12 protein-coding genes are annotated in these 13,987 nt (G+C 62.0%); 1 reads left to right on the top strand and 11 read right to left on the bottom strand.

All coding sequences use genetic code 11. From position 1 onward, the window contains the following. The 11 genes from pgaB to E4T63_RS00860 all read right to left on the bottom strand — a co-directional run bounded on the left by pgaB (position 1) and on the right by E4T63_RS00860 (position 13,279). A complete protein-coding gene (gene pgaB, locus E4T63_RS00910; RefSeq protein ID WP_135294708.1) occupies positions 1-1,998 on the bottom strand; it encodes a poly-beta-1,6-N-acetyl-D-glucosamine N-deacetylase PgaB in 1,998 nt (665 codons plus the stop codon). A 12-nt stretch (positions 1,999-2,010) separates the two neighbouring features. Further along, entirely contained in the window at positions 2,011-4,494 is a 2,484-nt protein-coding gene (pgaA, locus tag E4T63_RS00905) for a poly-beta-1,6 N-acetyl-D-glucosamine export porin PgaA (protein WP_135294707.1), read from the bottom strand. 247 nt (positions 4,495-4,741) lie between these two features. Further along, on the bottom strand, positions 4,742-6,247 hold the full coding sequence (locus E4T63_RS00900; protein WP_097086798.1) for a YdgA family protein: 1,506 nt from the start codon (positions 6,245-6,247) through the stop codon (positions 4,742-4,744). A gap of 292 nt (positions 6,248-6,539) precedes the next feature. Continuing rightward, positions 6,540-7,175, bottom strand: a complete 636-nt coding sequence (locus E4T63_RS00895; protein WP_025113416.1) for a hypothetical protein — start codon at positions 7,173-7,175, stop codon at positions 6,540-6,542. Positions 7,176-7,268: 93 nt separating this feature from the next. Next, positions 7,269-8,711 carry an efflux transporter outer membrane subunit gene (locus E4T63_RS00890; RefSeq protein ID WP_135294706.1) on the bottom strand — a complete coding sequence of 481 codons (1,443 nt, stop codon included), beginning with the start codon at positions 8,709-8,711 and terminating at the stop codon, positions 7,269-7,271. Next, on the bottom strand, positions 8,708-9,595 hold the full coding sequence (locus E4T63_RS00885) for an efflux RND transporter periplasmic adaptor subunit (RefSeq protein ID WP_097086795.1): 888 nt from the start codon (positions 9,593-9,595) through the stop codon (positions 8,708-8,710). The genes E4T63_RS00890 and E4T63_RS00885 overlap by 4 nt, the downstream gene beginning before the upstream one ends. Beyond that, on the bottom strand, positions 9,592-9,801 hold the full coding sequence (locus E4T63_RS00880; protein ID WP_098966584.1) for a DUF1656 domain-containing protein: 210 nt from the start codon (positions 9,799-9,801) through the stop codon (positions 9,592-9,594). Before E4T63_RS00880 ends, E4T63_RS00885 begins: the two co-directional genes overlap by 4 nt. Then, a complete protein-coding gene (locus E4T63_RS00875) occupies positions 9,798-11,861 on the bottom strand; it encodes an FUSC family protein (protein WP_135294705.1) in 2,064 nt (687 codons plus the stop codon). Before E4T63_RS00875 ends, E4T63_RS00880 begins: the two co-directional genes overlap by 4 nt. Further along, on the bottom strand, positions 11,858-12,286 hold the full coding sequence (locus tag E4T63_RS00870; RefSeq protein WP_007961473.1) for a MarR family winged helix-turn-helix transcriptional regulator: 429 nt from the start codon (positions 12,284-12,286) through the stop codon (positions 11,858-11,860). Before E4T63_RS00870 ends, E4T63_RS00875 begins: the two co-directional genes overlap by 4 nt. A 158-nt stretch (positions 12,287-12,444) precedes the next feature. Continuing rightward, positions 12,445-12,690 carry a DUF2789 domain-containing protein gene (locus E4T63_RS00865; protein WP_135294704.1) on the bottom strand — a complete coding sequence of 82 codons (246 nt, stop codon included), beginning with the start codon at positions 12,688-12,690 and terminating at the stop codon, positions 12,445-12,447. Between the two features lie 127 nt (positions 12,691-12,817). Continuing rightward, positions 12,818-13,279 carry an aminoacyl-tRNA deacylase gene (locus E4T63_RS00860; protein WP_098966580.1) on the bottom strand — a complete coding sequence of 154 codons (462 nt, stop codon included), beginning with the start codon at positions 13,277-13,279 and terminating at the stop codon, positions 12,818-12,820. 175 nt (positions 13,280-13,454) lie between these two features. Here E4T63_RS00860 and E4T63_RS00855 point away from each other — a divergent pair, with 175 nt between their 5' ends. Continuing rightward, a complete protein-coding gene (locus E4T63_RS00855; RefSeq protein ID WP_245223416.1) occupies positions 13,455-13,985 on the top strand; it encodes an NfeD family protein in 531 nt (176 codons plus the stop codon). The last annotated feature ends 2 nt before the right edge of the window (positions 13,986-13,987 follow it).

Raw genomic sequence — 13,987 nt, 5'->3', positions numbered from 1 at the left:
TCATGGGTTCCATTTGTTGGAGAGCGCAGGCCTTACGGTTTTCAGGTCCGGCAGGTTGTCGAGGAAGTTGTCCGGGTAGTAACCGAAACTGGTCGCACCCTGACGCTTGAGCCGGCCCATCCAGTCGGCCAGTTGGGCGCCGTCGATGTCGGCCTGATCCTTTTTCGTCCAGTCGCGGGCCTGCAGTTCGAAGACTGTGCGATCCAGTGCACCGGGGCGCTGTTTGATCTTCGCCACCAGTTCTTCAAGCCACGGGCCGGATTGCGCCTGGGTCTGTTTTTCCATCAGCGGCATGGCCATCGGCGCCGTCCAGTCGTAGGTCACGAGGAAGTCGTCGAGGTTCTGCGCAAACCAGGCTTCGCTCTCAGGATTGAGTACCGGCTCGGCGAAGATGTTGCGTGCGGTCAGCACTTGCGGGCCACGGATCGCACGTACCTTGGCGGTCAGCTCATTGGTGAAGTCGATCAGGTATTTGCTCTTGAACCGCGTCCAGCGCTGCATGGCTGCCGGATCATCGCGAAGCGCAGCAATGGACCCCGGCAAGCCGTGCGCGGCATACGCCTTCAGGGCCTCAGGGCTGGCGTCTTCGAAGTCCGAGAGCACCGCGTCGTCGTGATAGAGAATGCCGTCGACCGAGGTCAGGCGCGCCACGTCTTCGTAGATTTCACCGATGATCTGCCGTACTTGCGGATCGAACGGCGACAGGCGCTGATACTGGCCCGGATCGACCGAGGTGCTGCCGGTCTTCGGATCCCAGCGCGTAACACGCGGCAGCTTCGAATCGAGGCCGAAACTCAGCACCGGCATCCACGCGAACACTTTCACGTGCGCCCGAGTCCGCAGTTGCCAGGCAACGCGATCGAAAATGTCGGCGCGCACTGGCAGGTGACGGTTGGGGAAGTACAGCGAGTGCACCAGTCCGTCGCCCTTCGGATCGGCGAAGGCCTGCAGGAACACGGTGTTGGCGCCCATGTCGGCCATGCGCTGGATCAGCTTGCCGAGGTTGATTTCCTGTTGCGCCGGATCCGGATCGTAGACGTTATCCAGATCGACATGCACCACACGCATGGTGAAATCCGACTGCGCCGCGACGATGCTGTTGGCGAAATGCTCGCCATCAGGATCGGAGGCGACCAAAAAGCGCGGGCTGCTCATCAGGTTGTCGAGGGCGTCCAGACCGTCATCCAGCGTCAGGGCCATCTCGTAGCCCTGCTCGCCGACCACGGTCAGGGATGTGCCGTCAGCCGTACCGTACGGCCAGACCCAGATGCGCGGTTTCTTGCCGGTGACCTTGCGGATCTTTTCCGAAATGGTCGCGACGTCATTGCGGATTCGGGCGCGGAAATCCTCTTCGGACTCATAGCGTTTGGTGACTGGATCGTAACGGCGGGTTGCCGCCGCCGGCTGCATGTTGCCTTGCGGGTTGGCGAGGATGCCTTTGTGGCTGGCGTCGGTGTGCGCGGCGATTTCCACCAGACCCGACTGCGAGATTTCCCGCACCTGATCCCAGGCCAGGAAGTCGGAGCGTGCGCGGGGTGCGCCGGCAAAATCCACCGGTTGATTGAGCGGCGTGTCGATCCAGGTGCCGACCGGCGCCAGCAAGGCGTGCCAGTTGTAGGCGCGCAGCACCGGTAGCACGCGGGTATAGAAGCTTGAGTAACCGTCGTCGAAGCTGAGCAGGATCGCCTTTGCCGGCAATTCCGGGCCGCCCTTGCGCGCGGCCATGATCTGATCGACGGTGACCGGCTGGTAGCCGTTCTCGCGCAGCCAGGCCAACTGTTCGATCATGCGCTCGGTGCGCACGGCCACCACGGCCTGATCGGGGTCGCGATCTTCGACGTCGTGATAGGCGATGCCCAGCACATGGTTTTTCGGCCAGGGTTTTTCACTGGCCGCCACCGGACGTTGCGACGGCGGCGCGAAGGCCGGGGCTTGCTGGGCGCAGGCGCTGATCAGCAGCACTCCCAGCAGAAGGATGAAACGCGTCATCAAAGGCATCTTCAAACTCTTCTAGAAGCGGAAAGTGAGGTCGACGAGCAGACGCAGATCGGTCTCCCGATCACCGTCGTAGGGCCGGTTGATCACACTGAACAAGCCGCCCACCTCGAACACGTCGTTCCAGGCATAACGCTGGCCGTAGCCGAGCATCGCCATGCCGCCGGTGCCGTGGTCACGCTGGCTGTAGGTACCCGCACCGGCCTGGAATTGCTGGCTCCAGGAGGTTTCGTAGCGGTGGTAAAGCACATGGTTGACGTTGACCGTCGGCATGACGCTGAAGTCCGACTTCGGGTTGAAGTACGGCACATCCTCGGAATTGGAGTTGTGGCTGGTGCCGACCTCCAGACCGGCATCGACCTGCACGTTCGGCGCGCTGTAGACGCCCTCGCGCCCGGTGAGCAAGGCCTCGACGCGGTTGTTGCCATCACTGAAGTGCGACGGGCTGACCGACAGGCGCCACTCGCGGCTCTCGTTGGCGCGCCAGCGGATGAACGCGTTGCCGCCGTTGGCCTTGATGTCGCTGTTGAGCGCACGCAACGGCGTCTCGGCCGACAGGTAGGCGAAGCTGCCGCCGTACTGCCAGTGGTCGTTGATGTCGCGGGCAATCGCGATGCGTGCGCCCTGTTTGGCGCCGTAACCGTAATCGTGATTGGAAACTTCGGCTTCCAGGCTCATGTCACGGGTGCGCCGTTCCAGGCCCACGCGCTGGAAACGGTCGGTACCGGTGCCTTCGGCGAAGTCGCCGGTGGCATAACCGGCGCCGACGAACACCCGCCAGTCTTCATCGATCGGCGGGCTGTACAGGGTGCTCTGGATGCCGAAATCGCGGCTGCCACTGACCGCGCCCGCACCACCGCTGCCGCCGCCTCCGTTGGCCTTGCCGCCGTAGGCTTCGACACGCAGTTCGGACATGTCGTGCACTTCACGCTCACGGGCCGCGCGCTGCACCTGACGGTTGTCGGGAAAACGCGCGACCACGTCATCGGTCAGCGCATCCATTTGCCGCCATTCCTGCAGGGTCATCGCGGTACGCGCCTGAGCCAGCTCCAGGCCCATGTCGCGGGGGGCCATGCTCTCGGTTTCCTTGAGCTGGTTTTCGGCGCGGCGTGGCCACTGTCGGGCCAGGTACAGATCGGCCTGGGCCAGACGCAAACCGAGGTTGCCCGGGGCCTGATCGACCAGGGTCTGCAGGCGTTCCTCGCCGTGCGGCAGGTCGGAGCCGTAGGTACCGGCCTGCGCCGCGAGCTGCTGGGCGTCCATCCATTCGTCGTTGGGGTTGCCGATCGGCAAGCCCTTGAGTTCGACGCGCGGCTTCTGGGTCTTGGCCAGATCCTCGGCGACTTTGCGCGCTTCATCGGCGCGGTCACTTTCCAGCAGCGAGTAGTACAACGCGGTGGTGTCTTCGAGACGATCACCGACATCGGCGTCCGGCGCCGACAGCACCTGGCGATACAGGTCAGTGGAGACTTCCGGCTGGCGCTGATCCAGATACGACGCCGCCACCCAGCGCATGGCGTAGGTCGGAATCTTCACGCCTTCGCCTTGCAGCTTCTGATATTCATTGATCACGTCGGCGGTGCGCGCCCGGGCCTTCAGTGCGCCCATGCGGTCGATGCGCCAGCGAATCACGTCATCGTGGGCGCTGGCGTCCGGAGTCCAGGTGGCGAGCAGCTTGTCGTAATCGGCCAAGGCGCGGTCGGCGATCACATAGCGTTCTTTTTCGCTGCGGGTGGCGAGTTCGGCCAGACGCACGCGTTCGGCAGCCAGATCACCTTCGAGGCGGCGCAAGGTGACCGGGTCGATCAGCCCCGGACGTTGGTTGGCCAGGCGCAGCGCCGGTTCCGGCAGCCGCGCCTTTTGCAGAGCGACCACGTATTCACGGGCGACTTCCGGCTTGCTGCCGGCACGCATGAACGCCTGATCGTATTCAAACAATGCGTCGTACTGCTTGCCGGCGCGGGTCAGGGCATAGCCCAGTGCGAGACGGCGTGAGGGATCGTCGGGTTTGGCGGCAACCAGAGCCTTGGCGCGGGTCACGGCTTCGTCGGGTTTACCCGCGTCAGCCTGAGTCAGCGCCAGCCCCAGTTGCAGGTCAGCGTTGTCCGGCTCCAGCGCCAGCGCCTTGTTGTAAACCTGGGTCGCCTGCTCCCAACGCTTGAGGTTGCGATAGGCGCGTGCGGTGGCGGTCAGTGCCTGCACCGGCAGCACCCGGTCACGGCCCTGGGTCTCATAGACCTGCACCACCTCGGCATCGAGGCCGGCCCAACTGGCGATTTGCAGGTGATCGCTGATCTGGCCGGTGGTCGATTGCCCCGGTGGCACCTGGCGCAGCACGTTCAGCGCAGGCGTGGTCTGCCCGGCACGGGCATCACGCACCATCTGATCATAGGCCGTATCGGCAAACGCCAGTGCCGGCCAGAGCAACTGGCTGCACAGCGCAACGCGAAACAACGGGCGTAAACCACGATGTAAAACAGGAACATCTATACGCGGCATTCGTCAGCATCCTTACATGGCCAGCCGGGTCGCAATGCCCCCCTTGCCCATTCGTAACGGAGACCGAGTCAAAAGAGACCCAGCCAAGCTTAGTCAGGCAGTCTTGCATGCAAGCGTAGTCGAATATCCAGAACGCAATAATTGTTCAGAATCGCGGCGCCGGCTCAGACGAAAACCCGCACACCAGACAGCAAAACGCCCGGCGTCTGTGGATCAGAGGCCGGGCGTTGTTATTTAGAACGCAGGATTACTGCACTTGCGTGACGCCAGCGAACTTGCTCATCAGGAAGCCGACGAACTGCTCAACGGTCATCTTCTGGCCGTTGAACTCCACCTGATTGGCAGCGTAATGCAGCTTGGTCACGACATTGGTGCCATCGACGGTCGCCAACTGCGAACCGACGGCCATGCCGGAGAACATGTCGGCACCGGCGCTCGCCTGGTCGACGATGGCTTTGGCGTCAGTCTGACCGTCGAGCTGCGCCTGCACGCTGAGCAGATCGATCAGCATCGGCTTGGACACCTGAATGTTCAGGTCCAGCAGCGCGACCAACTGTTTACCCAGTTGATCCGGCGGCAGATCCATCGACTGTGGCTTGGTCAGATCAATCACCAGGCTGGCGCGGCTTTCACCGTTGGCGGTTTTCAGCGACAGGTTTTCCAGCGCGATCTGTGGACTGGCGGCCAGCAGTTTCTGCAGGTCAGCCTTGACCTGTGCCGACTCGGCTTCGGTCAGGTTCAGTTCCGGTGCCGGCAGGCCGGCTTCGGCAGCGGCCGCCGCTTCCTTCTCGTACGGCTGCAATTTGGTCTGGTAGATCTGCATCAGCGACATGGTCGACGGGATGTCGAGGTTCTTCAGGCTCATGGCCATGTTGGCCGAACCGATTTTCTTGTCGTTGAGGGTGACTTCACCCACCTTGTAATCAGCGCGGCCCGAGGCATTGCTGCCGCTCTCTTCAGTGAGGTTCTTCATTTCGAAGTTCTTCACGCCGAGTACCGACTGCTTGGGACCGAAAGTGGTTTTGCTGTTGGTCAGCTCCAGGGTGTTTTCCCCGGTGTAGTAGCCGTAGCTGCTCTTGGTAAGGTTGCTGGCCAGGGTCAGACCGTTGAGTTCGACCTGCACCGGCGCCTGATCCTGCGACACGGTGACCAGTTTCAGGTTGTCCATGTAGCCGTCAGCCTTGACCTTCTGCGCCTGGGCACTGGCGGAGATGTTCATGGTCAGGCCGGAGAATTTCAGGCTCGACTGCTCGTCCAGCGCGGTTTCCAGCGGCAGCAACTCGAGGCTGCTGGTGGTGGATTCGTCGTAGCCGATGTTGGTCACACCTTTAAGCGGCGCGGCGCCCTTGGTGGCGGCAAACCATTTTTCGGTGGCCGGGCTCTTTTCCAGCTCGTAATTGCTGGTGGCCATGACCGGCAGCCACTTCAGCGACACCAGGCGCGAGAACGGCAGTGGGCCGTGCTCGATGTGGTCGACAAACAGCAGCTCGACCGGCTGGTCGCCGAACATCTCGCCCTCGCCCTTGAGACGGTAGTGCGCGGTGCTGGTGAAAGTGTGACGCTCCAGCGACACCAGCTCCAGCGACGCGGTGCCATTGGAGCCGGCCATCGCGGTCTGCAGCTCTTTGTTGGCGTTGCTGACGGCGTTGTTCAGTACGCCTTCGATCTTGGTCCCGGTGTACCAGGCCCCGCCGGCGCTGATCGCACCGATGGCAACAACAATCCCGAGAAGCACGCCTGCTGATTTATTCATGAATGACCTGATCAATGTCCGTGGCTGTAAGTGTCGTCGTCTTCCCTGAACCCGTGACCGGGTCGCGGCTCGACTCCGCTGAAATTAGCGGTGGAGATTAGCACTGGCAGCGCGAGGCGGCCCAATGTTTAAAGGTTAAAGAGTGTCTATGGGGAGTGTGGACAGCTGACAGGCGGGGAGAGTTGCAGTGTTTTTGAGGACGCTATCGCGAGCAGGCTCACTCCTACAATTGAAATGCGTTCCCCTGTAGGAGTGAGCCTGCTCGCGATAGGGCCACTGGATTCCCAGAAGATCAGGAATACTGAACCTCGATCTCATCGAGTTGATGATCGAAGCTCTTCAACCGCGCCGTCCAGGTATACACCAGCACTTCAAAGTCGCGATCGATCACCGCCCCGCCCGGCCCGTCAGCGCGCGGGTCACAGAAATCCAGCTGATAGCGCTCGCGGGCCATGGCCGTGGCGACATCCGACAGCTCGCGGGCATTGTTGAGCCAGTGCCAGCCTTCGTCGGCAATCTGCTTGTCGAGTTCCAGGCACTGTTTTTTCAAGGCTTCGAGGCTTTTTTCCAGCGGGGTGCCGGTGAGTTCGCCCATGACTTCGGCGAAGGTGCGTCCCGGTTGCCAGTAGCTGCCCCAGAAGTAGCGGTCGAACACGGTTTCGACCCGACGCAGGGCGACTTTGGTGTCCCAGATCAGCACCAGGGTCTTGCCTTGTTCAAGTTGTCTTTTCTTGACCCGCTGCACCTGGATCGACGCCCAGGCCACCACCACGATTGCCATCACCGCGATCAACGCGGTGGCGCTGTCGAGGAAGACCATGGCCTTGTCGATCTGATGGGCCAGCATGATGCCGTAGAAATAGGTGGCCGATAGCAGCACCAGCGCTACAAGGGCGCACCAGAAGCCGAGAGCGTAAGGGTTTTTCATTATTGGTTTCCCCTAGACCAGCGCTAGCAATGTGCGCTGAAAGGGTGCGTTGCACGTGGCACCCCTTCAACACTTCAAAGCATAGCAACGGCTTCAGGGTTTGCTGGCGCTCGAGGCTTGCGTTCGTCCGCTTTCCCAACCGCCACCGAGGGCGAGGAACAAATCGATCTGGCTCATGGCGACCTGGGTGTTGGCGGCGGCCAGTTGCGCGGTGACGTCGGTGTAGGTGCGGGTCGCCTGCAGGTCGGCGAGGAACGACTCGCGCCCGGCCTGGAAGAAGCGGTGGGTCTGGTCCGCCGCCAGTTTCGCCGACTGCTCGGCATCGGCCAGGGCGTCGCGGCGTTGCAGCAGCGCGCTGTATTGGGCCAGACCGGTCTGGGTTTCGCGGATGGCGTTGAGCACCACGCCGTCGAAATGCGCCAGTGCGGCCTGGGTGTTGGCCTCGGCTTCACGGATCCGCGCACGGGCGCCGTTGGTCGGCACCTTCCAACTCAACGACGGGCCGAAGCCCCAGTGGTTGGTCGACGGATCGCCCAAGTCGTCAATAAGACCGACGGTGCCGATGGTCGCGCCGATGCTGATGTCCGGATACAGCTCGCCCGTGGCGACGCCGATGCCCGCTGTCGAGGCCGCCAAGCGACGTTCCGCCTGACGGATATCGGGACGACGCTCGAGCAGCGCCGCACCGTCGCCCACCGGCACCAGTTGGGCAATTTTCGGCAGTTCGGCACAAGTGGCGGTACCGGCCGGCAATTGCTCGACCGGTTTGGCCAGCAGCATCGACAGGCGGAACAACCCGGCCTGACGCGCTGCCTCATAGCGCGGCAGGTCGGCGCGCAACGACTTGAATTGGGTTTGCGAACGGGTGACTTGGGTCTCATCACCACGCCCGGCATCGCGCAGGCGCTGGATCAGCGTGGTGCTCTGCGATTGCAGATCGAGGGAATGCTGGGCAATTTCCCGCTCTTCGTTGGCCGCGCACACTTGGGTGTAGGCGCGAACCACATCGGCCACCAAAGTGATGCGTGCGGTGTCAGCCGCTGCTTGAGTCGCATCGGCGTTAGCCTTCGCGCCTTCGATACCGCGTTGCAGGGTGCCCCACAGATCGAACTGATAAGACGCGCTGATGCCAATATCGCCGACGTTGTCGACCGGGACTTTTTCCGGCAGCAAGAACGCCTGACCGGATTCCTGCAAACGCTGGGCGCCCATCTTTACGCCTGCGCTCCAGCCACCCGCCGCTTCGGCCTCATCGACTTGCGCGCGAGCCCGTTGAAGGTTCGCCGCCGCTACGCGCAAATCCGTGTTGGACGCCATGGCCTGCTGCACCAGTTGATCCAGACGCGGGTCCTTATACAGCCGCCACCAATCCGCCGGCACCGGCGCTGACACCACCGGTTTGCCCTCCACCGCCAGTTCGCCCTGAAAGTCCTTGCGCTGTACCGCCGCGTCAGCGGGCAGGTGATAGTCCGGCCCGACCATCTGACAGGCCGAGAGCATCACGCCCAACCCGGCGATCATCAGGGCCTTGTTCATTGCGCGGGCTCCTGTGTTTTGTCGTCGATGATCGACACGGTGGCGGTCCGCCCGGCGATCATGCGGAAGTCTTCCGGCACTTCGTCAAAAGCGATACGCACCGGAATCCGTTGTGCCAGGCGCACCCAGCTGAACGCCGGGTTGACGTTGGGCAGCAGGTTGTTGCCGCTGGTGCGGTCGCGGTCTTCGATACCGGCGACAATGCTTTCAACATGCCCGCGCAGCTTGGCTTTGTCGCCGATCACGCGGATATCCACCGACTGCCCGACATGAATGCCGTCGAGTTTGGTTTCTTCGAAATAGCCGTCGATGTGGAACGAGTTGCTGTCGACCACCGACAACACCGGACGCCCGGCGGTGACGAATTCCTGCACACGCGGCGCGCGGTCGTTGACGTAGCCGTCCACCGGGCTGCGGATCACCGAACGGTCGAGGTTGAGCTGCGCGCTGTCCACCGTCACCAGCGCTTCGGCCAGCGCCGATTGCGCCCGGGCGACTTTCGACTGGCTTTCTTCCAGCTGTTCGGCCGGCACCAGATTGCCCAAGCCACGGTTACGCTTGGCTTCGCGCTGGGCTTGAGCCAGGGTTTCCTCGCGATCGGCAACCGCCGCTTTAGCCTGACGCAGGGCCAGTTTGAAGCGGTCCTGATCGATGCTGAACAGCACTTGACCGCGCTTGATCAACTGGTTGTCCTTGACCTCGACCTGCTGGATCAGCCCGGACACGTCCGGAGCGATCTGGATGATGTCGGCACGGATGTGGCCGTCACGGGTCCACGGCGCGAACATGTAATACATCACCATGCGCCAGACGAGGACAACGGCAAAAGTCACGATCAGCAGGGTCAGTACCACGCGACCGATAGTCAGAAACGGTTTTTTCATGTCATCAGGTATCGACTGAGTGAGTCCACGCCGTACAGCATCACGGCGTAGAGGGCCACGTTGAACAATGCCCGGTGCCAGACCAGACGGTAAAAGTGCAGGCGCGTGAGCACGCCATGCACCAGCAGAAACAACACATAGGTGATGCCCATCAACACCAGCAGGGTCGGCAGGAAAATCCCGCTGATATCCAGATCACCAATCATAGGGGCGCTCCATCGGGCAGCGGTTCTTCGGCATCGCTGGTGCTGACGAATTCCACGCCGGGCAGCAGCGCCAGGCGCAAACCGCTCAAGGCATGCAACAGGTTTAGCCGGGTTTCTTCGTCGCCGTGGCCTTTGAGCGCGCGGCGCGCACGGTCCATGGTCATCAATAAGGGACTCGGCGCAGGCAAGCGTTCGCCGGCCTTCAGACACGCGCGGAAATACTCGCCGACCTCAGCCACCACTTGCTGCAGCAGGGCCTTCGGCGCGCCGCTGACACGTGGCGTGTAAGCCAGCAGATCGAGCAGGTTCAGGCCGACGCGCACTTCACGCATGGCAATCCCGGTGTCTTGGCCGGTCATGGCCAGACGCGGCAAGTGCTGCATCAGACGATCGAGCAACTGCACGCCCAGATGCCGGTGTTCGGCAAGGTTGGCCGGCTCGGTCATGCGCACGATGTCTTTCCAGCTGAAGCGGGTCAGACGTTTGGCGGCCAGCTCGACGCCGAACGGGCGGGCGATCAGGGTCCAGATGAACGCGAACAACAGGCCCAGAGGGCCGGCCAGGTTGGAGTTCACAAAGGCGAAAAAGTCCGCGTCGTACGCGCCCTGAATGCTGATGAACGACGAGGTGTTGACCAGCGTCAGGAGCATGCCGAGGAAGAAGCGTGGCTGCACCGTCAGGGTGCCGACGCAGATGAACGGAACCGCAAACGCCAGTACCAGCATCGGGAAATCGTGCAGGTTCGGCAGAATCAGAAACAGATAGAGACTGGCGAACAGCACCGACATCCCGGTCCAGAAAAAGAACCGGTAGATCTGCGGTGCCGGGTCGTCCATCGGGGCGAAGAAACTGCACGCTACCGCCGCCAGAATCACCGCACTGCCACCGTCCGGCCAGCCGAGCAGAATCCACAGCACCGAAGCGACGATGATCGCCAGAACGGTCGAGGCCACCGAATACAGCATCATCCCGCGGTCGAGAAATGGCGTCAGCCGCCCGAGGCGCCAGTGCCGGTACACCGCGCGCCAGCTGTCCTGGCGCTCGCAGAGAATCGCGTCCTGCAAACTGCGGCAGTCCTGCCACAGATCGATGAATTCGCCGAGGCGATAAATCGCGTTGGAGAACAGCAATTGCTTGCGATCTTCCAGCGCCTCGCAGCTTGGCTGCAGGGCCTGGAGTTGATCCTTGAGCGCCTGCCACCGTTCGAGATCGGCGTCGTTATGGCCGAGCCATTGCTGGGTCGCGGTCAACAGCGGGGCAAACTTTTCCACCAGTTCCGGTGTGCGCCGTTCAAGCGCGTAGAGCGAGTCTTCCAGCGCGTCGATCACCGGCAACAGGTGGATCATCCGCCCGCGCAGCTCCTTGGTGTTGCGCACGGTTTGCGGTCGAGCGCCTTCGTGGGGCAACTGGCCGATCATCAATTCGAGGCTGTTGAAATTGGCGACCATGGCCATGCGCAGCGCGGCGATCTGTTCCGGCTGCACGTCGCGGCTGAGAAACTTCAGGCTGTAGGTGGTGGCGTCAGCGAACCACTTGCCCACCGCGTCGTTGAACACCGGCGCCAAGCGACGCGGCCAGAACATCGCGCCGACCACCGCCGCCACAGCGATGCCGAGAAAAATCTCTTCGGTGCGCGCTTCCGCCACGTCCCACACCGCCAGCGGGTTATCCACGGTCGGCAAGGCGATCAGCGGCAGGGTGTAGCCGGCCAGCATCAGCGCGTAGTTATTGGCGGTACGCAGGTGCAGCGACAGGAACAGCAAAATCCCCGTCCACAAGGCAATCACCACCACCAACACGTACGGACTCTGCACGAACATCGGCACGAACAGCACCGCCGCCGCCGCCCCGAGAAAGGTACCGATGGCGCGGTACAGCGCCTTGGAACTGGTCGGCCCGAGAAACGGGCTGGAGACGATATACACCGTGGCCATCGCCCAATACGGACGCGGCATTTGCATGAGCAAGGCGATGTACAGCGCGATCATCGACGCTGCAAAGGTACGGACCCCGTAGAACCAGTCCCGGGCCGGAGGAATGCCAGAGAAAAAACCGTTCAAGAATTGATCACCACAGGCGGATTGGCCGCCTCAAAAGCTCGCAGTACCCGAAGCGTAGCTTCCAGATCACTCTGGTCGATGCCTTCGAGCACTTCATGACGCAGACGCACCAGTTCGATCTCCACCGCTTGCACCAGTTCACGGCCGGTGTCGGTCAGGCTCAGGCACTTGGCCCGGCGATCCTGCGCATCTTCGGTGCGGCAGACATAGCCGGCGTGGCACAACTGATCGAGCAGGCGCACCAGCGACGGACTCTCCATCCCGGCCGCCTGTGCCACCTGCACCTGACGCACACCCTCGCCCAACCGCCCGATCATCAGCAACGGCACGGCGCAGGCTTCGGAGATGCCATAGTTGACCAGCGTGGTCTGGCAGATCTTCCGCCAATGCCTGGCGGCCACCACCATGGCACTGCTGATGTTCATCTGGAGAGCGTCGAGGGAATTCGCCACGGGAAAATGCATACTGTTAGTTTGCTAACTATCAATATCGCATTGGCAGGGAATTTCAGTCAAGTTTTGAAACAAATCTGCCCGCTGGTCGTGCGCACCGTAAACAGATGTGGCCGTTCGCAAAATAATGGTTATCCCTCCCGCCCCTTGCGCAACAACACATTCAACTGATCCACCACCTCCGCCCAATCCGCATCATCAAGAATCTCGCCGCGCAAAAAATCCGCCTGGCTTTTGCTCCAGAAAAACGCGTCTGCGAGGTGCAATTCGGGTTTGAGTGGTGAATGGGTGGCGATGAATTGCTCGATGCCGGTCGGGTCGCTGTCCAGTCCCAGTTGCTTGAACAGGGATGGGAGGCTGTGGGTGGGCTGCTCCATGGAGGACTCCTTAAAGAATGCGGTGGATGGGCGATTATTCGCGAGCAAGCCCGCTCCCACAGGGGATTGCGGTCAACCTGTGGGAGCGGGCTTGCTCGCGAAGGTGTCAGTGGCCACACCACAAAACCTAATGACTCAACTCCTGCACCTGCGCATGCGGCACCATTTTCAGAAACTCGGGCATGCTCATGTGCAGCAGGTAGTTGTGGTTGCCGGCTTCCAGGTAAATGTCTTTCTGCCGGGTCAGCAGCGGGTCGATGACCATGTCCAGGCCGTAGGAATCACCGAGCGGCGGCACCGCACCGCGTTCGCAGTCATCGAAGATATGCGCCAGGTTGCTCTCCCGGGTGATCTGCCATGCGCCGCGAATGCGCACTTTACTCAAGTCCAGATGCCGGCTGGCCGGCAGCACGGCCATCAGGTAATGCCCGTGATGGTCGTCGAGAATGACCGACTTGGCCACGCGTTCGGCGGGCACCCCGGAAACCCGTGCGGTTTCCAGACTGCTGGCCGAGTGGCGGTGGGCCACGATGTCATATTCGCAATGCGCCCGGTTCAGGCTGCTCTGCACTTTTTTTGCCATACGCATGCTGCACCTCGGTGTCCCGCTGAACGTTATGCCTGTTCTGCTGAGTCTAGTTCGGCCAGTTGCTGATGAAGGGAAATCCGCTCATTGGACACATCCGCTTATTGATCAAAATTCATCCGGCGCCAGGCTCAACTAGACTTAAGGAAACACCCCCATGACTCTCCCGGAGGGTCACGTGAACAGCCGATGTTGCACGTTTTTCCTGATACTGCTGACCAGCGGCTCAGCCCTCGCGGCTGACATCCCGCTGACGGCGGTCAATCCGCTCGGCCTGTGGCTGATCACCCTTGGCATTGCCTTTCTGATTGCCGAAGCCGCGCTGCCCAACTACGGGGTGATCGGCCTGGGCGGAATCATCATGTTCGTCATCGGCGCGCTGATTCTGAGCAATGCCGATTTGCCGGTACCGATGATTATCGGCCTCGGCCTGCTCAGCGCTCTGCTGCTGATCGCATTGATCGTCCGCGCCTTGAAAACCCGCCCGCGCCACGCCGTCAGCGGCGATGCCGGGCTGGTCGGCAGCGTGACGGCGGTGACCACCGTGCAAGCGGAAAACGCCTATAACGGCTGGGTGCAATTGCAGGGTGAACACTGGCAAGTGCACAGCACGACACCGCTGCACGCCGGGCAATCGGTGCGCGTGGTCGGGCGTAAAGGCTTACTGCTGAAAGTCGCCGCGACTGACGCGGTGCGACACGGAGAGTGATC

The organism is Pseudomonas fluorescens, assembly GCF_004683905.1.
Classification (GTDB): domain Bacteria; phylum Pseudomonadota; class Gammaproteobacteria; order Pseudomonadales; family Pseudomonadaceae; genus Aquipseudomonas; species Aquipseudomonas putida_A.
The sequence above is the reverse complement of the archived record's forward strand: the minus strand, read 5'-3'. Positions and strand labels throughout refer to the sequence as shown.